Consider the following 22,984-nt stretch of genomic DNA (forward strand, 5'->3'; position numbering starts at 1 on the left):
CGCCAGGAGTGGCTCAGCCGACCGGACTGAAATCGAAATAACCGCAGACCGGCACATGGTCGGACGGTTTTTCCCAGGCTCGCACATGTTTTTCGATGCTGACGGATTGCAGCCTGTCGGCCGCTTCCGCTGACAGCATCAGATGATCGATGCGGATGCCATTGTTTTTCGGCCATGCCCCGGCCTGATAATCCCAGAAGGAATAAAGTCCTGCTTCATCCGTCGTCGCACGGGCGGCATCGGTGAAGCCCAGATTTTCCAGCTTGCGGAAGGCGGCACGGGTCTTCGGCAGGAACAATGCGTCGCCTTCCCACACGCGTGGGTCGTGGCAATCGAAGGGCTCGGGAATGACGTTGTAGTCGCCCGCAAGGATCAGCGGCTCCTCGAGCGCAAGGCGATCTTCGGCAAAATGCCGCAGCCGTTCCATCCAGGCAAGCTTATAGGGATATTTCACCGGATCGTCCGGCGGATTGCCGTTCGGCAGGTAAAGCGAGCAGACGCGGATGGCACCGCCATCGACGGAAAACACGCCTTCGATGAAGCGCGCCTGTTCATCGGCATCGTCACCCGGCAGGCCGCGATTGACCTCGTCGGGCTTGACCTTCGACAGCAGGGCGACGCCGTTGAAGCCCTTCTGGCCATGGGTCTCTACGTGATAGCCGAGCGCCTCCAGCTCCAGCCGGGGAAAACCCTCATCGACCGATTTGATTTCCTGAAGGCAGACGATGTCGGGCGAGGAATCCTTCAGCCACTGGCACAGGTTTTCGATACGCGCCTTGACGCCATTGATGTTCCAGGTGGCAATCTTCATCGGAGTTTCCCTTTTGCGGAGGTACTTTTACCCGATGGAAAAGCGAATGCCACCGTTTTTGAAAAACGGTGGCGAGGATGTGGTGGATAGAATCGTCAGATCGAGAAGCTGGTGCCACAGCCGCAGCTTGCCACAGCGTTCGGGTTCTTGATCTGGAAGGACTGGCCGAGCAGATTGTCGACGAAGTCGATTTCTGAGCCCGCCATATAGACAACTGACAGGCTGTCGATCAGCACCTTGGCGTCGCCGCGGGCAATCACGATGTCGTCATCGGCTTTGTCTTCGGCCAGATCGAACTTGTAGGAGAAGCCCGAGCAGCCGCCGCCTTCCACCGAGACGCGCAGCGCTTGTTTGCCGGTTTCGGCCGCGACGATCTGGGCGATTCGCTTCGCCGCAGCTTCAGAAAGGGTAATGTCGCTGTTTTCCATGTCGTTTCTCCTGCCGGGGTCAAGAACCGGAGAGCAATAATCTCGTTGTCACCATTATAAACCGGTCAAATTAACGGTCTATAGCCTGTGTGAAGGCGGTCTGCGCGGCGATGATGCTTTGCGCCGACCTCTGCGATAGGTATGAAGGGTGAATGAAAAGGTCAATGGCCGAGACCAAAAGGAAGTCCCGGCTGGAGAAGACAACAGGTGGATGCATGATCATAGACCAGCGCGCATTGGGTTTCGGAAGCGGCGAGAGGGCGGTTTTCGCCTCGGATCCATGGACCACGCGCGGGCGTCTTTTTCCCGAAACCGGAAGCCTGACGCGCTCGGAATTCCAGCGCGACCGTGACCGCATCGTCCATACGACGGCCTTTCGCCGCCTGAAGCATAAGACGCAGGTGTTCATCAGCCCTGACGGCGACCATTATCGCACGCGTCTCACCCACACCATTGAGGTGGCGCAGATCGCCCGGGCGCTCGCCCGCGCGCTGAAGCTCGATGAGGATCTGGCAGAGGGCGTGGCGCTGGTGCATGATTTCGGCCACACGCCCTTCGGCCATACCGGCGAGGATGCGCTGGATGCGGTGCTGTTGCCCTATGGCGGCTTCGATCATAACGCCCAGTCGCTGCGCATCGTCACCAAGCTGGAGCGTCGTTACGCCGAATATGACGGCATCAACCTGACCTGGGAGACGCTCGAAGGGCTGGTCAAGCACAATGGCCCGCTGGTGAATGCCAGGGGCGAGGGGATCAAGGGACCGGTTCCGCTGCCCATCCTCGAATATTGCGAGCTGCAGGATCTGGAAATCGGCAGCTATGCCAGCCTCGAGGCGCAGGTGGCGGCGATTGCCGATGACATCGCCTATAATACCCACGACATCGATGACGGGTTGCGCGCCGGTTATCTCACCTTCGAGATGCTGGAGGAAGTGCCGTTCCTTGGCGGCCTGATGGCCGAGGTGCGGGCGAAATATCCCGTGCTCGACAAGGAGCGTTTCGCCAATGAGATCATGCGTCGGCAGATCACCCATATGGTGGAGGATGTGATCGGGGTTGCGCAGCAGAATCTCGCCCGTCTGAAGCCGAAGAGTGCGGCGGATATCCGCGCTGCCGATTTTACTGTCGCGACCTTCTCGCCCGAGATGGCCGAGACCGACCGGCAGATCAAGAAGCTGCTGTTCGGCCATATCTACCGGCATCCGGAAATCATGCGCATTCGCGCCGGCGCGACACAGATCGTCACCGATCTTTTCCACCGTTATATGGAGACGCCGGCGGAAATGCAGAGCCACTACTGGGTGGACAGCATTTCCGGCATGAGCGTGGCCGCAAAAGCCCGGCATGTGGGCGACTATCTGGCCGGCATGACCGACAGTTATGCACTGCGCGCCCACCAGCGGCTGTTTGACCACACCCCCGATTTGCGATAGGGCAGCGGGCGATCGCGAAGCCGACCCGGTTAAAAGGCCGGATATAAACAGAAGCCCTTCGCGCAGGTTGGAACGATGAACATTTTTGCCGATTTCGATACCAGGATCAAAAACGCGCTCGAGACCCTCGATCTCGTGAAAGAGAACCGCGAAAAGGTCGATTTCAGTCGAATTACCGTCGAATCCCCGCGCGATCTGAGCCACGGCGATGTCGCAACCAATGCCGCCATGGTGCTGGCGAAGCCGCTCGGCACCAATCCGCGCGCGCTTGCCGAACTCATCGTGCCGGCTCTTCAGGCCGATGGCGATGTGGACAGCGTCAATGTCGCGGGTCCCGGCTTCATCAATCTCAAGGTTTCGGTCGGTTACTGGCAGCGTCTGCTGGCAGACATGATCGCGCAGGGCGTCGATTTCGGCCGCTCGACCATCGGTGCGGGCCAGAAGATCAACGTCGAATATGTTTCCGCCAATCCGACAGGCCCGATGCATGTCGGCCATTGCCGTGGCGCCGTCGTCGGCGACACGCTGGCGAACCTGCTCGCTTTTGCCGGTTATGGCGTTACCAAGGAATATTACATCAACGATGCCGGCTCGCAGATCGATGTGCTGGCCCGTTCTGTGTTCCTGCGTTACCGCGAGGCGCTTGGCGAAGATATCGGCACCATTCCGTCCGGTCTTTATCCCGGCGACTATCTCGTTCCCGTCGGTCAGGCGCTGGCGGATGAATATGGCATCAAGCTGCGCGCCATGCCCGAGGAAAAGTGGATGCCGATCGTCAAGGACAAGGCGATCGACGCGATGATGGCGATGATCCGCGAGGATCTGGCGCTGCTCAACGTCCGGCACGACGTGTTCTTCTCGGAGCGCACGCTGCATGAGGGCAATGGCGGTCCGATCCTCTCGGCCATCAACGATCTCACCTTCAAGGGCCATGTCTACAAGGGCACCCTGCCGCCGCCGAAGGGCGAATTGCCGGAAGACTGGGAAGACCGCGAACAGACGCTGTTCCGCTCCACCGAGGTGGGCGACGACATGGACCGTGCGCTGATGAAGTCGGACGGTTCCTACACCTATTTCGCCGCCGACGTCGCTTATTTCAAGAACAAGTTCGACCGTGGTTTCTCCGAGATGATCTATGTGCTCGGCGCCGACCATGGCGGTTACGTGAAGCGGCTGGAAGCGGTTGCGCGCGCCGTCTCCGAAGGCAAGTCGAAACTGACGGTGCTTCTGTGCCAGCTCGTCAAGCTGTTCCGTGACGGCGAGCCGGTGAAGATGTCGAAGCGCTCCGGCGACTTCGTCACGCTGCGCGATGTTGTCGACGAAGTGGGTCGCGATCCAGTGCGATTCATGATGCTTTATCGGAAGAATTCCGAGCCGCTGGACTTCGATTTCGCGAAAGTGACCGAACAATCGAAGGATAATCCGGTTTTTTACGTGCAATATGCGCATGCCCGTTCGATGTCGATCTTCCGGCAGGCGCAGGAAGCGTTTCCGGGGCTTTCTCCTTCGGCTGAGGAGATGGCGGCTTCTGTTGCTTTGATTAGCGATATCAATGAGTTGCAGCTGGTTGCAAAGCTTGCGGAATATCCGCGCCTGATCGAATCGGCGGCCCTTTCGCATGAGCCGCACCGGCTTGCTTTTTACCTCTACGATCTCGCCAGTTCCTTCCATGGACACTGGAACAAGGGTAAAGACCAGCCGGAATTACGTTTTATTAACGATAAAAACCGAGAATTGAGCATTGCCAGACTTGGGCTGGTGAATGCTGTCGCAAATGTTTTGAGGTCCGGCCTTACGCTTTTAGGAGCGGACGCACCTGCTGAAATGCGATAACATATCACCATTATTTGCTCACAATACGCTGGCAAGAGCTGCAATGCGTAGATGGTGGAACACGTAATGGTCGAAAAAAATGTCGCGTATAACCGGGACGCCCGGTCCGAAGGGTTCGCTGACAACGATCCTCTGGCAGAACTGGCGCGTATCGTCGGCTTCGAAGATCGTCCTTCGCATGCGGGTTCCGAGGCTCAGCCATCGGGGACCCGCCGCGAACCCGAATTCAATCTCGAAGATGAGCTTCTGAGGGAATTCGAGGTTTACGACGCACCGCACGCCGATCCGGTCGTTCTTGATCCGGCAAACGATGTTCGTGCGGGCATCCACCCCAAAGATTTCATGCAGCGTGTCGAATCGGTTTTCGCCCGCCGCGAGCCAGAGCTTGCGCCGGCGGATGAACCTGCGCCCGTGGCCGCATCCGCACCGGAGGTGATCGAAGAGCCGCTTCCGGAAGTCGATCAGGCCTATATTCACAACTACGTCGAAACGACCACGCAGGACATTCGCGCGGATTTCCGCGACGATGCCTCCGCGGTGGCGGAAGTTTTCGATGTGCATTCGCGCCAGTCGCGCCCCGCCGAGCCGATGGTTTACCAGCCCGCCGCCCAGCAGGTGGCATGGGAAGAGCCGCAGGCCGCAGAACCCGCAGAGCCGGAATGGCACACGATGCCGGAGCTTCCGGCCGATGTTTCGGGCAACATTCACGCCGATATTCATTCCTATGCGCCGGAGCCGCAGGCTTTCGATCTCGCCGATGAGGTGGAAATAGCTGTCGCCGAGGAGGCGCCCGCACCGGTTTCCGTGCGTCCGCCATCGCATGGCGGCCGTTCTTCGCTGGAATTTTCCAGCCTGCGGCTGCCGCTCGCCAATTTCGGCGCGCGCCGGGATGTTTCGGCCGCCGATCCGAAGCGGGTCGAGCCGCGTTCCGAGCAGCAGCCTGCCGCAGCCCGTATCGAGCCGCAGGTGGAGCCCGTTCCAGCGCCTGCCGTCGTGAAGGCGGAAGAGACCGCGCCGTCCTTTATGCCTCCGGTCGCCGAGACCTTTGCGCCTGCCGCAGAGCCTCTGGCGTTCGAGGCTGCCGAGAAGCCGGCAGCGAAACATCTCTCGCCGATGGACGAGCTGATTTACGACGTCGCGAAATATTCCATTCCCGGTCGCGGCGAAACACCGCTGGTGCAGGACGTTCCCGCTGCGCAGGCCGCGAAGGTGGAGCCGCCCGTGGTTGCCGCCGCGCCGGTGAAGGCAGCGCCGATTGTCGCTGCCGCGCCCGCAGCACCCGCTGAAGAACTTGATTTCACGGATTTCGCTGGCTTCAACGACGATGATTTCGAGCTTGCGCTCGACGATCTCGATCTTGATCTGGACCTGTCTGAAATTGCCGAGGCGGAAGTTGCGCCTACGCCCGCACCGCAGCCCGTTCGTCAGCCGCCGGCCGCTCCGGTTGCCGCTGCTGCCGTTGCGCCGCAGCCGGTGAGGGAACAGCCGGCACCTCAACCGCGCCCGGCTCCCGTTGCCGTTGCCGCACCCGTGGCCGCTGCTGCGGTTCAGCCGCGTCCGGCCGCCGCAGCACCGCAGCCGGCCGCGCCGCAGACGCTGGAAAGCCTGCCTTTCGATCCTTCCCAGATCGGCGAGACGGAAGAACATCCGGAAAACATCGTCGAGATGGATGTGCCGGAACTGCCGGTCGGGGTTTTCGAACCCAAGCCGGCCGCGCGCCGCCACGAGGAAGATCTCGATATCGATACCGAGCTTGCGACGCTGTTTGCGCCCGCGGTTGCCGGCGGTCTCGACCGTCATAAGCACGCGGAAAACCGTGGCGCCGCCCAGGCGCGTCCCGCGCAGGCTCCGGAAGAGGCCGATGAATTCGAACGGGCGCTGGAAGAGGATTTCCGCCGCTCCATGCAGGAGGCTGCGGCTTCCCGTGGCAGCGCCCAGCGCGATGCCGAAAACACCTATGTCGACCATCAGGCGGCCTATCGTGAGGAAGATGAACGCGGCGGTCGCCGCTGGATCATGCCGGTTGCCGCCGCAATCGGTCTGGTGCTGATCGGTGGCGGCGTTTACGCGCTGGTCTCCGGCGGTTCGTCCAGCACCGGTTCCAATGGCGCGCCGGTCATCATCTCCGCCGACAACGATCCGATGAAGGTCGTGCCGGAAAATCCGGGCGGTCGCGTTGTGCCGAACCAGGACAAGGCGGTTTATGACCGCGTGGCTGGCGGCAGCGCTGCCGATCCGAAGCAGCCGGCACTGATTTCCAGCAACGAGCAGCCGGTGGATGTGGTTCAGCGTACGCTGATCCCCGAACAATTGCCGCTTGAAGGCGAAAACGACGCGGATATGGAAGCCGCCGGCACGCCGGTTGGTGAAACGGAAGATCCGCGCCTGCTTTCGCCGGAAGAAAAGGCCGCGCAGAGCGAAGGTTCGGCTGCAACCGGCGTTTCGCCGCGCAAGGTCCGCACCATGATCGTCAAGCCTGACGGCACGCTGGTTGCCCAGGAAGTCGAGGTACCGGCAGCCCAGCCGCCGAAGGCCGACAAGGTCGAGGAGCTTGCAGCACCGCAGACCGCAAAGCCGGGTGAGGGCGCTCCCGCCGTCATCGCCGCATCGCGGGTTCCGGTTGCGCCGGAACAGGCTCAGCCCCAGGCAAATACGCCTGCCGCCGCCGCCAAGCCGGCAGCGCAGTCGGCAGCACCGCTTCCAGCGGCGCGTCCGTCCTCGCAGCCCGCCAATGTGGTGGCAACGGTGACCAACCAGGGCAATGTCCGCCCTGCGACCGCTCCGGCGCAGCCGCAGGCCGCGCAGCAGCAGACGGCAGCCGCGACGCCTGCAGCGACCAGCACGCCGTCTGCCGGTGGCTATTACATCCAGATCGCCTCGCTGCCGAGCCAGGCGGAAGCCCAGAAGTCCTACCAGAACATGTCGGCCAAGTTCGGCTCGGTCATCGGTGGACGCGGCGTCGACATCAAGGCCGCCGAAATCGCTGGCAAGGGCACGTTCTACCGCGTCCGCATCCCGGCGGGTGACAAGAACGAAGCCGTGGCGCTGTGCGAAAAGTTCCGCTCGGCCGGCGGTAGCTGCCTCGTGGCGCGGTGATAGAGGCCAATACGGCTCGTAAGATTGGGGTTGCCGTCTAAGGCAACCCTTCTTTAGGTGGGGAAGGGTTTTCTCCGCACGCGACGTCATCCTCGGCCTTGTGCCGAGGATCTGCCAACGTTTCGCCAGCCGGTCGGTTGCAGATGCTCGGGACAGGCCCGAGCATGACGGCGGAGAGTTTGACACTCCTCCCCACGCCTTTCGGTACAAGGCCATTTCCCATTCCATTTCCTGCGAGCGTGACACCATGACCGATTGCAAAGCTATGATCCTCGGATGCAGCGGGCTTTCGCTGACTGCCGACGAGATTGCCCTTTACCGCGATGAGCAGCCCTGGGGCTTCATCCTGTTCGGGCGCAATATTGGCGAGCCGCAGCAGATCACCGATCTCGTCGCCGCCATGCGCGATGCTGTCGGGCGGCCAGATGCGCCGGTGCTGATCGATCAGGAGGGCGGGCGCGTGCAGCGTATCAAGCCGCCGATCCTGCAGGCCTATCCAAACGCCCGCATTCTCGGTGAAATCTATGAGCGTGACCGGGGGGCGGGTCTGCGCGCCGCCTGGCTGATGTCGCGCCTGCACGCGTTTGACCTGATGAAATTCGGCATAAATGTCGATTGCCTGCCGGTGCTTGATGTGCCGGTGGAAGGCGCCAGTAATGTCATCGGTAATCGCGCCTATGGCTACACGCCGACAATGGTGGCCGAGATGGGGCAGGCGGCGGCCGACGGGCTGAAGGCGGGCGGCATGCTGCCTGTCATGAAACATATGCCGGGCCATGGCCGCGGCATGGTGGATTCGCACCATGAACTGCCGGTCGTCGATGTGCCGCTCGATGAGCTGGACGCCCACGATTTCGTACCGTTCCGGGCGCTGAACCGCGAATTGATGGCGATGAGCGCGCATCTGGTGTTCAACGCCATCGACCGCGAGCGGCCGGCGACGACCTCGCCGAAGGTCATCGAGGAAATCATTCGCGGCCGCATCGGCTTTGACGGCCTGCTGATGTCCGACGACAGTTCCATGAATGCGCTGAAGGGCACGCTCGGTGAAAGAGCTGCGAATATTGTTGCGGGCGGCTGCGATATAGTCTTGCATTGCAACGGTGTGATGGGTGAAATGCTTCAGGTCGTGAAGGAGGTTCCCGTTCTTTCAGGTCGTTCGCTGGAGCGGGTGCGGGCCGTGGAAGCGGGTTTCCCCGTTGCGGACCCTTCCGACGAAGCGGAGCTGAGAGCCGAATTCAACGCCATGTGGGCCGTTTCCTGACAGTCGGGCGGCGGCCCGTTACTCGGGACGACAGGCCGGACGCCCGGCGGATGGAACAATGGCCGCAGACAAGTCTCGCAATTCAACACCGATGGACAAGCTCTGGCAGGATGTAACGCCGGAGCGGTTGACGGGTGAGGCTGGGCTGGTCATCGATGTCGCGGGTTTCGAAGGCCCGCTCGATCTGCTGCTGCATCTTGCCCGCACGCAGAAGGTCGATCTGTCGCGCATTTCTGTGCTGGCGCTTGCCGAACAATATCTGCAATTCGTGGAAAGCGCGCGGCGCGTGCGCATCGAGCTTGCGGCCGATTATCTCGTCATGGCGGCGTGGCTCGCCTTCCTCAAATCCAAGCTCCTCATTCCGCAGCAATCGAAGGATGACGGTCCCTCGGGCGAGGAAATGGCCGCGACGCTGGCCTTCCGGCTGAAACGCCTGGAGGCGATGCGCGAGGCGGCGGAACGCCTGGTCAACCGCGCCCAGCTCGGCCGCGACGTTTTTGCCCGTGGCGCGCCGGAGCATATTCCCCATATCAACCGCTCGGCCTATGAGGCGAACCTCTACGATCTCCTGAGCGCCTATGCCAACCTGCGGCAGCGGCAGGCGATTACCCAGGTCACCATTGAAAAACGGCAGGTCTGGTCGCTTGTCGAGGCGCGTGAGCTTCTGACCCACCTCCTCGGCGATGTCGGGGAATGGACCGTGCTCGATCAGTATCTGCTGCAATATGTGCCCGATCCCGCCATGCGGGTGACGGCGATTGCCAGCGCCTTTGCCGCGTCGCTGGAGCTGGTGCGCGAGGGCTCGCTGCAAATCCGGCAGGAGGGCGCTTTCCAGCCCATTTATATGCGTAAGGGTGGACGAGACGACCGTGCGGTGAATGCCGAAAGGACTGACAATGATGAATGACGATGAAACCGCCGAGGTCACCATCGCGGCCGACGGGGCCGAGCCCGAGCCCACGGTATTTTCCGAGCGCCAGTTGAAGGAGGCCGAGCGGATCGCCGAGGCCCTGGTCTTTGCCTCGTCCGAGCCGGTTTCCGTGGCCTTCATCGCCGAGCGCCTGCCGCGCGGCATGGATGTCGTCGCCATTCTGCAGCATCTCAAGGTTCTTTATGCGGAGCGGGGCGTCAATCTCGTGCAGGTGGGCGGGCAATGGGCCTTCCGCACCGCCGGCGATCTTTCCTTCGTCATCCGCGCCGAGGAAAAGGAGCCGAAGAAGCTGTCGCGCGCGGCGCTGGAAGTTCTGGCGATTATCGCATATCATCAACCGGTGACACGCGCCGAAATCGAGGAAATCCGCGGCGTGCAGACCTCGCGCGGCACGCTCGATGTGCTGATGGAGGCGGGCTGGGTCAGGTTCCGTGGCCGCAGGCGTACCCCCGGCAGGCCGGTGACGATCGGCACCACGGTGGAGTTTCTCGACCATTTCGGCCTTGAGGAATTGCGCGATCTGCCGGGCCTCGAGGAGCTGAAGGGGGCAGGGCTGCTTTCGGGCCGCATTCCCTCCAATTTCGGCGTTCCTCTGCCGATGATGAGCGACGAATTGCGCGAGGACGAAGACCCGATCACGCAGCTCGATCTCGAGGAACTGGGCCTGCTTGCGCCTGGCGGGGGCGATGGCGACGACTGATATCGCCATCCTGTTGGCGGGGCCACGAAAACTTTATGCGCACTCGCTGTCGAAGCGGCGATTTGTCGTTTGAAAAAGCCTTTCAAACGTCTTACATCGTCTGAAAGCGAAATTCAGGAGTTTCAGTTATGGGTTCTTTTAGTGTGTGGCATTGGCTCATCGTGCTGGTGATCGTTCTCGTCCTCTTCGGACGCGGCAAGATCCCGGAATTGATGGGCGATGTCGCAAAGGGCATCAAGAGCTTCAAGAAGGGCATGGCTGACGAAGACCAGACGCCGCCGCCGGCCGATGCCAACACGAAGACCGTCGACCACAAGGCTGACGAGATCAAGTAAGCGGCCTGTCGCCGCTTGGTGTGGGACTGGCGCTAGAGCGCCGTGCGTTCTTTCGGACGCACAAGGACGCTCTACCACTTGTATGTTGCGCATCGTTCCGGTCGAAAATCGATTCCGATTTTCGGGGCCGATGCGCTAGGGTCTCGGGAGCATATTGATGTTAGATATCGGCTGGAGCGAGCTTCTGGTGATTGCGGTCGTGTTGATCGTGGTCGTCGGGCCGAAGGACTTGCCGCCCATGATCCGCGCTTTCGGCAAGACGATGGCCGGCCTTCGCAAGATGGCGGGGGATTTCCGCACCCAGTTCGACGAGGCCCTCAAAGAGGCCGACATGGACGATGTGCGCCAGACCATCTCCGATGTCCGCAATCTCAACCCCACCAATTCGCTGCGCGATGCGATGAACCCGCTTCGCCAGCTTGGCAATGAGATCAAGTCCGATCTGCAGAAGGCGACCACCCCGCCGGACGGCCTGTCTTCCACCCAAGCGCCCGTCACAAGCGAGCCGGTTGCGCCGCTGGTGAGCGTGCCCGAGCCGGAGATGAAGCTGCCGGATGCGCCGCCTGTTGTCGCCGCATCCGCCGCGCCGGTCGCCGCAGCCGTCGCTGCGGAGGAGAAGCCGAAGCGCGCGCGGGCGAAATCGATTGCGACCGTGGAGGCCGAAGCGGTTGCCGCCAAGCCCAAACGCGCCGCCCGCAGCAAGGCCGCAGCGGCAACGCCCGAAACCGCCCCGGTCGTTAAAACTGCCGCGAAAACCGCCGCGAAAACCGGTGAGCCCGCCGTTTCCAATCCCACCGTGAAGGCCGTCGCCAAAAAGGCTGCCGTCAGGAAGTCGGCCGCAGACAAGGCGGTCGTGGCCGAGACCAAGCCGGCGAAAACGGCAAAAACCAAGGCCGCAAAGCCCAAAAAGGATGAAGCATGAGCGGGGATATCGAGGACAAGCCGCAGCCGCTTATCGAGCATCTCATGGAGTTGCGCACGCGGCTGATCTGGGCGCTCGGCGCGTTCTTCGTCGCCTTCATCGCCTGTTTCGCCGTCGCCAAGCACCTGTTCAACCTGCTCGTCATTCCTTACAAATGGGCGGTTCTCTGGGCGGGTCTCGATGTCACGAAATCGTCGCTGATCTATACCGCGCCGCAGGAATTCTTCTTCACGCAGATCAAGGTCGCCATGTTCGGCGCGATGGTGATCTCGTTTCCGGTGGTCGCCTCGCAGCTCTATAAATTCGTGGCACCCGGGCTCTACAAGAACGAACGGGCGGCTTTCCTGCCGTTCCTCATCGCGTCGCCGATCCTTTTCCTCATCGGTGCGGCGCTCGTCTATTTCTTCTTCACGCCCATGGTCATGTGGTTCTTCCTCGCCATGCAGCAATTGCCCGAGGACGGCGAGGTGGCGATTTCGCTGATGCCGAAGGTATCGGAATATCTCAGCCTCATCATGACGCTGGTTCTCTCCTTCGGTCTGGTGTTCCAGCTGCCTGTCGTGACCACGCTTCTGGCGCGCGTTGGGCTTTTGACCAGCGACTGGCTGCGGGAAAAGCGTAAGTTTGCGATCGTCCTCGCCTTCGTGGTCGCCGCCGTGCTGACGCCGCCGGATCCCATGTCCCAGATCGGTCTTGCGCTGCCTGCGATCATTCTCTACGAGATTTCCATCTACATGGCTCGACTCGTGGAGAGGAAACGTGCGGCAGAATCCGCAAGCACGGAGCTGGAGGAGACCTGACATTCTTGAAGGTCTCGCCGCTCACGACATTTCCTCGCGCCGGGCTTATGCCCGGCGTTTTGCTGTAAAACGCGACGATGCAACAACGGTCTGGAACGACGATGCACGACATTAAATGGATACGCGAAAACCCCGAAGCTTTCGATGCGGCGCTTGCGCGCCGAGGTGCTGAGCCCGCCGCCAGCGGCCTGATCGCGCTCGATGAAAAGCGCCGTTCCGTCATCCAGTCCCTGCAGGATATGCAGTCGCGCCGCAATGCCGCCTCCAAGGAAATCGGCGCCGCCATGGCGCAGAAGAACATGGAGCTTGCAGAAACGCTTAAAGCCGAAGTCGCCGATCTCAAGGACAACATGCCGCGCGCGGAGGAGGAGGACCGTCAGGTCACCGCCGAGCTCAACGATGCACTGTCGCGCCTGCCCAACATGCCCTTCGACGACGTGCCCGACGGCAATGACGAGCATGACAATGTGGTGACCCGCGTGGTCGGCCAGAAGCCCGGCTGGAACCATGAGGCCAGGGAACACTTCGATATCGGCGAAGCGCTCGGCTATATGGATTTCGAGCGCGCCGCCAAGCTTTCCGGTGCACGTTTTACCGTGCTGACCAGCCAGCTCGCGCGTCTGGAACGGGCGCTCGGCCAATTCATGATCGACCTGCACACGGGCGAACACGGTTATACCGAAGTGTCCTCGCCGCTGATGGTGCGCGACGAGGCGATGTTCGGCACCGGCCAATTGCCGAAGTTTACCGAGGATCTGTTCAGGACCACGGATGGCCGCTGGCTGATCCCGACGGCGGAAGTGACGCTGACCAATCTCGTCTCCGGCGAAATTCTCGACCAGGAGAAGCTGCCGCTGCGCTTCACCGCGCTGACGCCGTCCTTCCGTTCGGAGGCGGGCTCGGCCGGCCGCGACACGCGCGGCATGCTGCGCCAGCACCAGTTCTGGAAGTGCGAACTCGTCTCCATTACCGATGCGGAAAGCGCCGTTGCCGAACATGAGCGCATGACGGCCTGCGCCGAGGAAGTGCTGAAGCGCCTTGGCCTGCATTTCCGCACCATGACGCTCTGCACCGGCGACATGGGCTTCAGCGCCCGCAAGACCTACGATCTGGAAGTGTGGCTGCCTGGCCAAAACACCTATCGCGAAATTTCGTCCTGCTCGGTCTGCGGCGATTTCCAGGCGCGGCGCATGAATGCGCGTTATCGCGGCAAGGACGACAAGGCGACGAAGTTCGTGCACACGCTGAACGGCTCCGGCACGGCTGTCGGCCGCTGCCTGATCGCGGTTCTCGAAAATTATCTGAACGAGGACGGTTCCGTCACAATTCCAGACGTGCTGCTGCCCTATATGGGCGGTCTGAAGCGCATCGAGAAGGCGGCCTGATTGTTCGTCTTCTAAGGGCGCGGCCGTCATTCCGGCCTTGAGCCGGAATCCAGCCAGCCCAAGTCCTTGGGCTGAAAAAGACTCTTCCCGCCGCGCAGACGCGCGTCGACTGGATTCCGGCTCAAGGCCGGAATGACGGTCGTGGGGGTGCTTCTGTGAGAGAAATCATTGTGTCCTCATAGTGGGATACAGCAGCGGAGAGAGAAACATGCGGATTTTGCTGACCAATGACGACGGTATTCACGCCGAAGGTCTGGCAGTGCTGGAGCGTATCGCCCGCACGCTGTCCGACGATGTCTGGATCGTCGCGCCGGAGACCGACCAGAGCGGTCTTGCGCACTCGCTGACCTTGTCCGAACCGCTGCGTCTGCGAAAAGTATCCGACAAGCATTTCGCGCTGCGCGGCACGCCGACCGATTGCGTCATCATGGGCATTCGCGAAGTCCTGCCGGAAAAGCCCGATCTCGTGCTCTCCGGCGTCAATGCCGGCGCCAACATGGCCGATGACGTGACCTATTCCGGCACCATTGCCGGCGCCATCGAAGGCACGCTGCAGGGCGTGCGCTCCTTTGCACTCAGCCAGGCCTTCAGCCACGCCGATGGCCGCGTCGTGCCGTGGGAAGTGGCCGAGACTTATGCGCCGGACCTCCTGCGCAAGCTGATGAATGTGGAACTGCCCGATGGCACCTTCCTCAATCTCAATTTCCCCAATTGCGCTCCCAAGGATGTGCAGGGCGTTTCCGTGACCGGGCAGGGCAAGCTCGATTTCGGCCTGACGGTGGAAGAACGCCAGGATGGCCGCGGTTTTCCCTATTACTGGCTGCGCTTCGGCGAGCGTCTCGGCACCTTCCGCGAAGGCACCGATATCCACGCTTTGAAACATGGCAAGATTTCCGTCACACCGCTTAAGCTTGACCTGACGGACTACACGGTGAAGGATCGGGTTGCGCAAGCACTTGGATTCGGAGTCGCCGATTGAAATCCGCAATGGTCGAAAAGGAAGGTTTTGCCGCTCTCGTTCTCCGCTTAAGGGGCGAGGGAATTTCCGATCTCGACCTTCTGACGGCGGTCGAGCAGACGCCGCGCTCCAAATTCGTGCCGCCGCAATTTGCGGCGGACGCCTATTCCAGCCGCACGATCCCGATCGACTGCGGCGCCTTCATGGAAGGCGCCGACATGGCGGTGAAGATCCTTGCCCGGCTGCAGCTGAAACCCGGCCAGCGCGTGCTGGAAATCGGCACGGGCAGCGGTTTCATGACCGCGATCATCGCTCGCCGGGTGGAGCGCGTCTTTTCGCTGGAGCGTTACAAGACGCTGGTGCAGCAGGCGCAGAACTGTCTCGACGATCTCTCCATCCGCAATGTCGTCATTCGTCAGGCGGATGGCAGCAACGGTCTGGTGGGCGAGGGTACCTTCGACCGCATCGTCTCCACCGCCGCCTTCACCACCATGCCCCGCTTCTTTGCCGAACAGATCGTTTCGGGCGGCATGATGATCGCGCCGATCATTCTCGAAGACGAGCGTTGCGTGATGACGCGCTTCTCCAAGACTGGCAGCCGCTTCGAGAAGGAAGAGCTGTTCGAGGCGCCTTACCTGCCGCTCAGCACTCATATTGCGCGTCATTTGTGACAAAATGAAAATTTTGGAGACATTCTATTTTTGTCTCCTAATGTTCTGAATTGTCGCAACTATCTGATTTTCAATATCATTATTGTATCAACATGACGCATCCGGTTTTCGTCATGGTTATCGAAGTGTCAAAAAAGCGCTGAACGGCTTAACGTTTTAACGGCGTGGTAACACTAACGCGCTTTAATCATAAACATCGACGCATGGTTTTCCCCACCTCGGGAAATGGGCCTTGCAAGAAGTGAAATTTGTGCCGGATCGGTCTCGATGCGGCGGGTTGGCGTCAGTGTAGATCGAGTCATGCGTATGAGACATTCGTCTAAAATCGGAAAATCAGTCGCAAAAATGTTCGCAGCGGCATTGCTGGCAAGCGTCGCAACGGGCTGTAGCTCGGATGCAACGCGGTTCAGCGGCCTCTTTTCCAGTGGACCGGATCAGATGACCACGGCGTCAATTCCTGCCCGTCAGGGCGGCGGTGCTTACGGGCAGGCCCCGGTTCCGCAGGGCGACATGAATGGCGGTTACGCCTCTGCCGCACCGCAGGGCGGTTATGCCAACCAGAACATGGCGGGCAATTCCTACCCGCAATCGGGTGGTTATGGCGGCGTTCAGCCTTCCACGGCCCGCTCGGCTTCGGCCTCTCCGGTGCAGCGTTCCGAGCTGTCGGCGCCGACGGCGGTGGCAAGCCGCGATCCGTCGACCCGCAACGAAGCCATGGCCCAGCCTTTCCCGTCCGCTCAGCCCAAGGCCGCACCGTCTCTTGCAGCGCCCGCCCGGCAGGCTGCCGCTCCCGTCACCGACAATCTGACCACCGCAACCGTTCGTTCCGACAAGAACGGCTGGCACACCGACGGCGCTTCCTCCGTGACCTTGCGTCCCGGCGAAAGCATCGCGACCCTCTCCAACCGCTACGGCGTTCCGGAAAAGGAACTGCTGCGCGTCAACGGTCTGAAGACCGCATCTTCGGCGCAGGCCGGCCAGTCGATCCTCATTCCGAAGTTCGGTCAGGTCCGCAATGCCGCCAAGGACGCGGCCGGCGATATCGCTCTCAACCGCAATGGCGACCAGCCGACACCGCTGCGTAGTCCTGAAGGGAATGTGGCCGTGCTGCCGTCGCAGGCCGCCGCCCGTGACAAGGTTTCCTCCGAAACCGGCAAGCTGACGCCTCCCGGCGGCAAGCCGCTGCCGCCGACCGGTGGCTACAAGGTTCAGCCGGGCGATAGCCTGGCGAAGATCGCCCGCGAAAACGGCGTGTCGGTCGCTGCCCTCAAGGCGGCAAACGGTCTCAGCAACGAAAGCATCCGCGTCGGCCAGACGCTCAACATGCCCGGCGCTTCGACGGATGCCATCAAGACGGCTTCCGTTCCCGCCAAGGAAGCGGCCAAGCCGGTCGAAACCGCATCTGCCAAGCCTGAGCCCTACAAGGCACCGGCTGCTGCCGCAGCTCCGACTGCGCCTGCCACACCGGCCACCGCCAGTGTCAGCGATATCGAGAAAAAGGCCGACATGGCTTCCGTCGCACCGGAATCCACGGGCATCGGCAAATATCGCTGGCCGGTTCGCGGCGCGGTCATCAACAATTTCGGCGACAATGTCGAAGGCAGCCGCAACGATGGCATCAACATCTCCGTTCCGGAAGGCACGCCGATCAAGGCTGCCGAAAACGGCGTGGTCATCTATGCAGGCAACGGCCTGAAGCAGCTCGGCAACACGGTTCTCGTCCGCCATGACGACGGCAAGGTCACCGTTTACGGCAACGCCGCCAATCTCGACGTGCAGCGCGGACAGAAGGTCCAGCGCGGCCAGACCATCGCCACATCGGGCATGACGGGCAGCGCCAAGCGTCCGCAGGTTCACTTCGAAGTTCGCAAGGATGCGACGCCGGTGAACCCCTCCAGTTTCCTTGAATAGGTATTGCGTCTCAAGGAATGATGAAGCCGGGTGAAGAGCCCGGCTTTTTCATTTTTTTGGGGTGAGGGATCACGGGAGGTTGCGTCGTCGTTGTGGGTTTGGGCTTCACGGCACTTCTCCTCCGTCATGCCGGACCTGATCCGGCATCCAGCCGACGCGCGTCGGCGCGGCGATGGAGTCCTTTCAGCCCAAGGACTTGGGCTGGCTGGATACCGGCTCAGGGCCGGTATGACGGAAGTGGGGAGGCAGTCGACTCGGACATCATCCCCGGTTTCAGGGGCATTACCCCTTCACCAGCCCCACCGTCCTCTCGATGAAATCGGCAATGGCGCCGGTATCGTCGAGATCGAAAACCGGAAGCGCCGTGTCCGTCACCGCGTGATCGGCGGCGATTGCGACGATATGCGGATCGAGCGGCGCAAGCGGTTCGGTCTTGGCGGCCTCCAGCCGGCGTGCTTCGATCTTCGGCACGGGCTCGTATTTGTAGCCTTCGATCAATACCAGATCGCAGGGGGCGAGGCGGGCGAGAATATCCTCGAAAGAGGGTTCCGGTTCGCCACGCAATTCATGCATGATGGCGAAGCGGGTGCCGGAAACGATGGTGACCTCGTGTGCGCCGGCCTGGCGGTGACGCCAGCTATCCGCGCCGACCTTGTCGATATCGAAATCATGATGGGCGTGCTTGATGGTGGAGACGCGGTAGCCGCGCGCCGTCAGCTCGGTGACGATACGGACCGCAAGGCCGGTCTTGCCCGAGTTCTTCCAGCCGGCGATGCCGAAGACCTTTTGTGCTGTCATGATTGCAGGTTCTCCAGATAGCTGCGCGCCAGCGCCAGTTCATCCGGCGTGTTGATGTTGAAGAACGGATCGAGGCTGCCCTTTGCTGTTTCCAGCGGCGGGAAGGCCACGCCGAGGGTGACATGGCGGGCGAGATAGGCGCGGATGCGCCGGTTCGCATCGTTCTTCAGCCACGCCTCGAGATCGTCGGCCAGCGCCAGCGGCCACAGCGCAAAAACCGGGTGAAGCTGGCCGCTGGAGGCGGCGATGACGATTGCATTGTCCGACAGGTGTTCGCAAAGCCGCGCCACGAGATCGTCCGGAAAAAACGGGCTGTCGGCGGGCGCCGTCAGAAAGTGGCTCCCCGCATCCCCGCGGTGCTGGAAATGGCGCATGCCGGCCAGAATACCCGCAAGCGGCCCGGCATGGCCGTTCAGCGTATCGGGCAGCAGCGGCAGGCCGAAACTCTCCGCCCAGCCATTGGCCGCATTGATGGTGACGTCTGAGACCTGCGGCGTGATGCGGCTGATGACATGGGAGATGAGGGGCGCATCGCCCAATTGCACCATCGCCTTGTTGCTGCCCATGCGCCGCGAAAGCCCGCCGGCGAGCACGAGACCGGGTATTTCGAAAGGGGCCGTCATTCCCGCTTTTCCTGCAGCCTTACGACATAGGTGGTGAGGAGGGCGACAAGGCCGGTCGCCAGCATCACCAGAAGAAGCGGCCAGGTTCCATCTTCTCTGGACAGGACCGAGGAGGCGAGCACCGAGAGGGCGGCGCCGCCGCCGATGGTCATCGCGCCGCCGAGGCCGGAGGCGGAACCGGCCAGATGCGGCTGGACGCTGACCATGCCGGCATTGGCGCTTGGCAGTGTCACGCCGTTGCCGACGCCGATCAAGGCGAGCGGCACGAAAAACGCATAGGCGCTTTCCGCCCCGGCGGAGATCAGCAGCATGGTCGTGGCGATGCCCGCAATGGCGATGACATTGCCCGACAGCATCATACGGGTAATGCCGACTTCGCTGGCATAACGGCCGGAGATGAAGTTGCCGAGCATGTAACCGCTTGCCATGAAGAAGAATTGCAGGCCGAGCATGGCCGGCGCAAGCCCGTAAAGCACGCTGCCGACAAAGGGCGCACCGCCGAGGAAGGAGAAGAACATGCCTGACGAGAAGGTCGATGTCAGCGCATAACCCCAGAACAGCGGCGAGCGCAGAAGTTCCGGCCAGGCGTGAAACTGCTGCGAAAAGCTCGCCGATTTATTATGGTTGGTTTCGCCGAGATCGAACCACGCGAGCACCAGAATGCCGACGCCGAGCAGGGAGAGGAGGGCGAAGCTCGACTGCCAGCCGGAAATGTCGTTAAGCAACCCGCCAACCGTCGGCCCCACCATCGGCACCACGGACATGCCCATGGTCACGTAGCCGATCATCGAGGCCGCCTGTTCCATCGGCACCATATCGCGTACGATGGCGCGCGCCAGCACGAAGCCGGAAACGACGGCCGCCTGCGCGACGCGCCCGATCATGAAGACGGTGATATTGGGCGCCAGCATGCAGACGAGCGTTGCGACGATCATGATGGCGATGCTGGCCAGCATGACCGGGCGGCGTCCGAAGAGATCGGAAAGCGGGCCGATGATGAGTTGCAGGCAGGCGGTGGCGGCAAGATAACCCGAAACGGCAAATTGCATCACCGCGTAGTCGGTCTCGAAATAAACCGCCATGGCCGCAAGCGAGGGCAGGAACACATTCATGCACAGCGCCGCGACGCCGGCGATGACGACCAGCGTGATGATGTGGGGCGGGGTGGTCCTGTCTAGAAAACGGCCGCTGTTCATGTCATTCTCCCGCCTCTTCCGTAACGGCAGCTTTCGTTACGGAAGCCGGCCGTACCGTGGTTGCGGCGGTGGGTGTGGCGGCTGCGCGCTTGGCCATCTGCGAGCGCTTGCGCAGGCTTTCGCGGTAGAAGGTATAAAGGCCGGAGCCGATGACGATCATGGCGCCGACAATGGTGTAATTATCGATCTTTTCGTTGAAGAAGAACACGCCGATCATGAAACCCCAGAGCAGACCGGTATAACGGAACGGCGCGACGAAGGAGATTTCGCCTGATCTCATCGACAGTATGATCGCCTGATAACCGACGAGCACCAGAATGGCCGAAGCCGCCAGATGCGACACGATCATGAAGTTCATCGGTTGCCAGCCGCCGAAGGGCACGATCAGCAGGCCGCCCACCGCCATGTTGACGAAGGCGGTGATGACGGTGATGGCGAGCGAGGGCACATCGGCATACATTTTCCGGGTCAGCAGATCGCGCGCAGCAGTGACGGCGAGCGATGCGACGACCAGAAGCGCACCCGGCGTGAAGCCTTCCGGGCCGGGCCTGATGATGACGAGCACGCCGATAAAACCGACGATGATCGCCACCCAGCGCCGCCAGCCCACGGGTTCGCGCAGGAACAGCGCCGCACCCAGCGTCACCACCAGGGGCAGGGACTGCAATATGGCCGAGGCATTGGAAAATTCGATAAGGCCGAGCGCCGTCAGATAGAGCACGGCCGCCGTCACCTCGCAGAGACAGCGCAGGATGATGATGGGGCGCATGAGGGTTTTCAGCGGCCGGAGCGCGCCGAAATGGCGGGCGGCGATGTAGATCAGCACCACCGTCATGATGCCGCGGACGAACATGATCTGGCCGGTGTTGATATAGGGGGTGACGGATTTCGTCAGGGCGTCATTGGCCGTGAAGCTTGCCATGGCGAGCGCCATCAACAGGGCGCCGCGCGTATTGTCCGTCAATGCCATTCCAAAATATCCCAGACCATGCGCGGTTTTCCCGGCCGCCCTTTCGGGGCGGTTTGGGCCGCCTTTCCGGCGTGACCGCGCATTCCTCCATGTAAAGAGACGTGGCACGGCACAGCCGGCATTTCAACCGTTTATATGGGTGGGTGGACGAGAAACAGTTTCAGCCGTCGCTCAGCCGCCGGTCACGCTCATATGGCGGGAGACGGCAGGCCGGTTGTGGGTGCGGTCGATGATGAAATCATGCCCCTTCGGCTTGCGCAGAAGGGCTTCATCGATGGCGCTGGAAAGATAGGCGTCGCTGCCGGAGGCGCGCAGCGCGGTGCGCAGATCGGCGGCGTCATCCTGGCCCAGGCACATATAAAGCGTGCCGGTGCAGGTGAGGCGGACGCGGTTGCAGCTTTCGCAGAAATTATGCGTCATCGGCGTGATGAAGCCGAGCCGGCCGCCGGTTTCCTTCACCGTCACGTAACGGGCGGGACCGCCGGTCTGGTAATCGCTGTCGATGAGCGTGAAGCTCTTTTCCAGATCGGCGCGCAACTGCGAAAGCGGCAGGTAGCGGTCGGTCCGGTCTTCCTCGATCTCGCCCATCGGCATGGTTTCGATCACCGTCAGGTCCATGCCGCGACCATGGGCGAAACGCATGAGGTCGGGCATTTCGGCGTCGTTGAAGTCCTTCAGCGCCACCGCGTTGAGCTTGACCTTGATGCCCGCGGTCTGGGCGGCGTCGAGCCCCTCCATGACACGGTCGAGATCGCCCCAGCGGGTAATGTGGCGGAACTTGTCGCGGTCGAGCGTATCGAGCGACACGTTGATGCGGCGCACGCCGCAATCGGCAAGCTCGACGGCGAATTTGGCGAGCTGTGAGCCGTTTGTCGTCAGCGTTAGCTCTTCCAGCATACCGGTTTCAATGTGGCGGCCGAGGTTCCTCACCAGCGACATGATGTTCTTGCGCACCAGCGGCTCGCCGCCGGTCAGCCTCAGCTTGCGCACGCCGCGCGTTATGAAGACGGAACAGAGCCGGTCGAGTTCTTCGAGCGTCAGAAGGTCCTTCTTCGGCAGGAAGGTCATGTGTTCGGACATGCAATAGGTGCAGCGGAAATCGCAGCGGTCGGTGACGGAAACGCGCAGATAGGTGATGGCGCGGCCGAAAGGGTCCACCATCGGTGTGCTGTTTTCCGTCAGGGTTTTCGCTTTTTCAAGCGAGCCGGAGAAACCGTTCACGTCTCCATCCTCAATGCGCCTTGCGCCGGGCTCACACGCCAAATGTGTGCTCTATTAGCTGATGTAGTGGCTTGCCTATCGTGAGGCAAGTCCGTAATTCTGACGCATATGACGAGCTTGCGGAAGTGAAAAATGAGCGATGCCTGGCCGACCGAGCTGCTTGTGTCGAAAGACCGGCGCGAACTGACCGTTTCCTTCGATGATGGAAGCGTTTACCGCCTTCAGGCCGAGATGCTGCGCGTGCTTTCGCCCTCGGCCGAGGTGCAGGGCCATGGGCCGGGACAAAAGGTCACAGTGCCCGGCAAACGCGACGTTACCATCCGTTCCATGGTCGCCACCGGCAATTATGCGGTTCGCATCGTTTTCGACGATGGCCACGATAGCGGCATCTACACCTGGAAATATCTGAAGGAACTGGGTGAGACCGGGGACGCGCTGTTTGCGGATTATGAGCGGCAGCTCGCCGAAAAGGGCTTGAGCAGGGAACCGCGATACCGGTAGAGAAAACATCGAGGGAAGCGCCCTTGTGAGAATGATGGCAAAGGGGTTGAAGAACTGGTGCGTTTGGCAACGTTGTTGCCTCCGCGCTTCGTCACCCCGGACTTGTGTGGACGTATTGTGGTTTACTTGATGCATAGGCCGGGATGCGCATCCCGGCCTATGCATCAAGTAAACCACAATACGTCCACACAAGTCCG

At 61.5% G+C, this 22,984-nt stretch carries 21 protein-coding genes; 14 read left to right on the forward strand and 7 right to left on the reverse strand.

Annotation, left to right across the window (positions count from 1 at the left end):
- Nucleotides 1–13: 13 nt before the first annotated feature.
- Entirely contained in the window at nt 14–811 is a 798-nt protein-coding gene (xth, locus tag ACQZ40_RS19860; RefSeq protein ID WP_078053086.1) for an exodeoxyribonuclease III, read from the reverse strand.
- 95 nt (nt 812–906) lie between these two features.
- Complete coding sequence (gene erpA / locus ACQZ40_RS19865) at nt 907–1,239, reverse strand: iron-sulfur cluster insertion protein ErpA (RefSeq protein WP_065656001.1); 333 nt, start codon at nt 1,237–1,239, stop codon at nt 907–909.
- 215 nt (nt 1,240–1,454) lie between these two features.
- Here erpA and ACQZ40_RS19870 point away from each other — a divergent pair, with 215 nt between their 5' ends.
- The 13 genes from ACQZ40_RS19870 to ACQZ40_RS19930 all read left to right on the forward strand — a co-directional run bounded on the left by ACQZ40_RS19870 (nt 1,455) and on the right by ACQZ40_RS19930 (nt 17,478).
- Entirely contained in the window at nt 1,455–2,672 is a 1,218-nt protein-coding gene (locus tag ACQZ40_RS19870) for a deoxyguanosinetriphosphate triphosphohydrolase (protein WP_078053126.1), read from the forward strand.
- Between the two features lie 75 nt (nt 2,673–2,747).
- Nucleotides 2,748–4,505, forward strand: a complete 1,758-nt coding sequence (gene argS / locus ACQZ40_RS19875; RefSeq protein WP_065655999.1) for an arginine--tRNA ligase — start codon at nt 2,748–2,750, stop codon at nt 4,503–4,505.
- A 66-nt stretch (nt 4,506–4,571) separates the two neighbouring features.
- Nucleotides 4,572–7,601: an SPOR domain-containing protein gene (locus ACQZ40_RS19880; protein ID WP_448748537.1), complete on the forward strand. Its 3,030-nt coding sequence runs from the start codon at nt 4,572–4,574 to the stop codon at nt 7,599–7,601.
- 247 nt (nt 7,602–7,848) lie between these two features.
- The gene (gene nagZ / locus ACQZ40_RS19885) at nt 7,849–8,865 is read left to right on the forward strand and encodes a beta-N-acetylhexosaminidase (protein ID WP_448748538.1); all 1,017 of its coding nucleotides are present in this window, start codon (nt 7,849–7,851) and stop codon (nt 8,863–8,865) included.
- A gap of 58 nt (nt 8,866–8,923) precedes the next feature.
- The gene (locus ACQZ40_RS19890) at nt 8,924–9,772 is read left to right on the forward strand and encodes a segregation and condensation protein A (protein WP_003522723.1); all 849 of its coding nucleotides are present in this window, start codon (nt 8,924–8,926) and stop codon (nt 9,770–9,772) included.
- On the forward strand, nt 9,762–10,496 hold the full coding sequence (gene scpB, locus ACQZ40_RS19895; protein WP_125146669.1) for an SMC-Scp complex subunit ScpB: 735 nt from the start codon (nt 9,762–9,764) through the stop codon (nt 10,494–10,496). The genes ACQZ40_RS19890 and scpB overlap by 11 nt, the downstream gene beginning before the upstream one ends.
- Nucleotides 10,497–10,624: 128 nt before the next feature.
- Entirely contained in the window at nt 10,625–10,831 is a 207-nt protein-coding gene (locus ACQZ40_RS19900) for a twin-arginine translocase TatA/TatE family subunit (RefSeq protein ID WP_003509722.1), read from the forward strand.
- 157 nt (nt 10,832–10,988) lie between these two features.
- Complete coding sequence (tatB, locus tag ACQZ40_RS19905) at nt 10,989–11,753, forward strand: Sec-independent protein translocase protein TatB (protein ID WP_448748539.1); 765 nt, start codon at nt 10,989–10,991, stop codon at nt 11,751–11,753.
- Nucleotides 11,750–12,553: a twin-arginine translocase subunit TatC gene (tatC, locus tag ACQZ40_RS19910; RefSeq protein WP_065655994.1), complete on the forward strand. Its 804-nt coding sequence runs from the start codon at nt 11,750–11,752 to the stop codon at nt 12,551–12,553. The genes tatB and tatC overlap by 4 nt, the downstream gene beginning before the upstream one ends.
- Nucleotides 12,554–12,654: 101 nt before the next feature.
- Entirely contained in the window at nt 12,655–13,938 is a 1,284-nt protein-coding gene (gene serS / locus ACQZ40_RS19915; RefSeq protein ID WP_448748540.1) for a serine--tRNA ligase, read from the forward strand.
- Nucleotides 13,939–14,146: 208 nt separating this feature from the next.
- Nucleotides 14,147–14,917 carry a 5'/3'-nucleotidase SurE gene (gene surE, locus ACQZ40_RS19920; RefSeq protein ID WP_003522730.1) on the forward strand — a complete coding sequence of 257 codons (771 nt, stop codon included), beginning with the start codon at nt 14,147–14,149 and terminating at the stop codon, nt 14,915–14,917.
- On the forward strand, nt 14,914–15,567 hold the full coding sequence (locus tag ACQZ40_RS19925; protein ID WP_003522731.1) for a protein-L-isoaspartate(D-aspartate) O-methyltransferase: 654 nt from the start codon (nt 14,914–14,916) through the stop codon (nt 15,565–15,567). Before surE ends, ACQZ40_RS19925 begins: the two co-directional genes overlap by 4 nt.
- A gap of 345 nt (nt 15,568–15,912) precedes the next feature.
- On the forward strand, nt 15,913–17,478 hold the full coding sequence (locus ACQZ40_RS19930; protein ID WP_174056869.1) for a LysM peptidoglycan-binding domain-containing M23 family metallopeptidase: 1,566 nt from the start codon (nt 15,913–15,915) through the stop codon (nt 17,476–17,478).
- Nucleotides 17,479–17,760: 282 nt separating this feature from the next.
- On the opposite strand, the gene mobB is transcribed toward ACQZ40_RS19930, so the two are convergent.
- The 5 genes from mobB to moaA all read right to left on the reverse strand — a co-directional run bounded on the left by mobB (nt 17,761) and on the right by moaA (nt 22,286).
- Nucleotides 17,761–18,276, reverse strand: a complete 516-nt coding sequence (mobB, locus tag ACQZ40_RS19935; protein WP_448748541.1) for a molybdopterin-guanine dinucleotide biosynthesis protein B — start codon at nt 18,274–18,276, stop codon at nt 17,761–17,763.
- Complete coding sequence (gene mobA, locus ACQZ40_RS19940) at nt 18,273–18,899, reverse strand: molybdenum cofactor guanylyltransferase MobA (protein ID WP_174036062.1); 627 nt, start codon at nt 18,897–18,899, stop codon at nt 18,273–18,275. Before mobA ends, mobB begins: the two co-directional genes overlap by 4 nt.
- Nucleotides 18,896–20,095, reverse strand: coding sequence for a multidrug effflux MFS transporter (locus ACQZ40_RS19945; protein ID WP_448748542.1), 1,200 nt, complete (start codon nt 20,093–20,095; stop codon nt 18,896–18,898). Before ACQZ40_RS19945 ends, mobA begins: the two co-directional genes overlap by 4 nt.
- Nucleotide 20,096: 1 nt before the next feature.
- Complete coding sequence (locus ACQZ40_RS19950; protein WP_078053075.1) at nt 20,097–21,065, reverse strand: DMT family transporter; 969 nt, start codon at nt 21,063–21,065, stop codon at nt 20,097–20,099.
- A 171-nt stretch (nt 21,066–21,236) separates the two neighbouring features.
- Nucleotides 21,237–22,286, reverse strand: coding sequence for a GTP 3',8-cyclase MoaA (gene moaA, locus ACQZ40_RS19955; RefSeq protein WP_448748543.1), 1,050 nt, complete (start codon nt 22,284–22,286; stop codon nt 21,237–21,239).
- A gap of 132 nt (nt 22,287–22,418) precedes the next feature.
- Here moaA and ACQZ40_RS19960 point away from each other — a divergent pair, with 132 nt between their 5' ends.
- The gene (locus tag ACQZ40_RS19960) at nt 22,419–22,787 is read left to right on the forward strand and encodes a gamma-butyrobetaine hydroxylase family protein (RefSeq protein ID WP_003522738.1); all 369 of its coding nucleotides are present in this window, start codon (nt 22,419–22,421) and stop codon (nt 22,785–22,787) included.
- The last annotated feature ends 197 nt before the right edge of the window (nt 22,788–22,984 follow it).

This window comes from Agrobacterium sp. 16-172Ci, assembly GCF_053522725.1.

Bases quoted from the DNA above. Each gene is read 5' to 3' on its own strand.
- xth (WP_078053086.1), bottom strand. From the start codon at position 811: ATGAAGATTGCCACCTGGAACATCAATGGCGTCAAGGCGCGTATCGAA.
- erpA (WP_065656001.1), bottom strand. From the start codon at position 1,239: ATGGAAAACAGCGACATTACCCTTTCTGAAGCTGCGGCGAAGCGAATC.
- ACQZ40_RS19870 (WP_078053126.1), top strand. From the start codon at position 1,455: ATGATCATAGACCAGCGCGCATTGGGTTTCGGAAGCGGCGAGAGGGCG.
- argS (WP_065655999.1), top strand. From the start codon at position 2,748: ATGAACATTTTTGCCGATTTCGATACCAGGATCAAAAACGCGCTCGAG.
- ACQZ40_RS19880 (WP_448748537.1), top strand. From the start codon at position 4,572: ATGGTCGAAAAAAATGTCGCGTATAACCGGGACGCCCGGTCCGAAGGG.
- nagZ (WP_448748538.1), top strand. From the start codon at position 7,849: ATGACCGATTGCAAAGCTATGATCCTCGGATGCAGCGGGCTTTCGCTG.
- ACQZ40_RS19890 (WP_003522723.1), top strand. From the start codon at position 8,924: ATGGCCGCAGACAAGTCTCGCAATTCAACACCGATGGACAAGCTCTGG.
- scpB (WP_125146669.1), top strand. From the start codon at position 9,762: ATGATGAATGACGATGAAACCGCCGAGGTCACCATCGCGGCCGACGGG.
- ACQZ40_RS19900 (WP_003509722.1), top strand. From the start codon at position 10,625: ATGGGTTCTTTTAGTGTGTGGCATTGGCTCATCGTGCTGGTGATCGTT.
- tatB (WP_448748539.1), top strand. From the start codon at position 10,989: ATGTTAGATATCGGCTGGAGCGAGCTTCTGGTGATTGCGGTCGTGTTG.
- tatC (WP_065655994.1), top strand. From the start codon at position 11,750: ATGAGCGGGGATATCGAGGACAAGCCGCAGCCGCTTATCGAGCATCTC.
- serS (WP_448748540.1), top strand. From the start codon at position 12,655: ATGCACGACATTAAATGGATACGCGAAAACCCCGAAGCTTTCGATGCG.
- surE (WP_003522730.1), top strand. From the start codon at position 14,147: ATGCGGATTTTGCTGACCAATGACGACGGTATTCACGCCGAAGGTCTG.
- ACQZ40_RS19930 (WP_174056869.1), top strand. From the start codon at position 15,913: ATGTTCGCAGCGGCATTGCTGGCAAGCGTCGCAACGGGCTGTAGCTCG.
- mobB (WP_448748541.1), bottom strand. From the start codon at position 18,276: ATGACAGCACAAAAGGTCTTCGGCATCGCCGGCTGGAAGAACTCGGGC.
- mobA (WP_174036062.1), bottom strand. From the start codon at position 18,899: ATGACGGCCCCTTTCGAAATACCCGGTCTCGTGCTCGCCGGCGGGCTT.
- ACQZ40_RS19945 (WP_448748542.1), bottom strand. From the start codon at position 20,095: ATGAACAGCGGCCGTTTTCTAGACAGGACCACCCCGCCCCACATCATC.
- ACQZ40_RS19950 (WP_078053075.1), bottom strand. From the start codon at position 21,065: ATGGCATTGACGGACAATACGCGCGGCGCCCTGTTGATGGCGCTCGCC.
- ACQZ40_RS19960 (WP_003522738.1), top strand. From the start codon at position 22,419: ATGAGCGATGCCTGGCCGACCGAGCTGCTTGTGTCGAAAGACCGGCGC.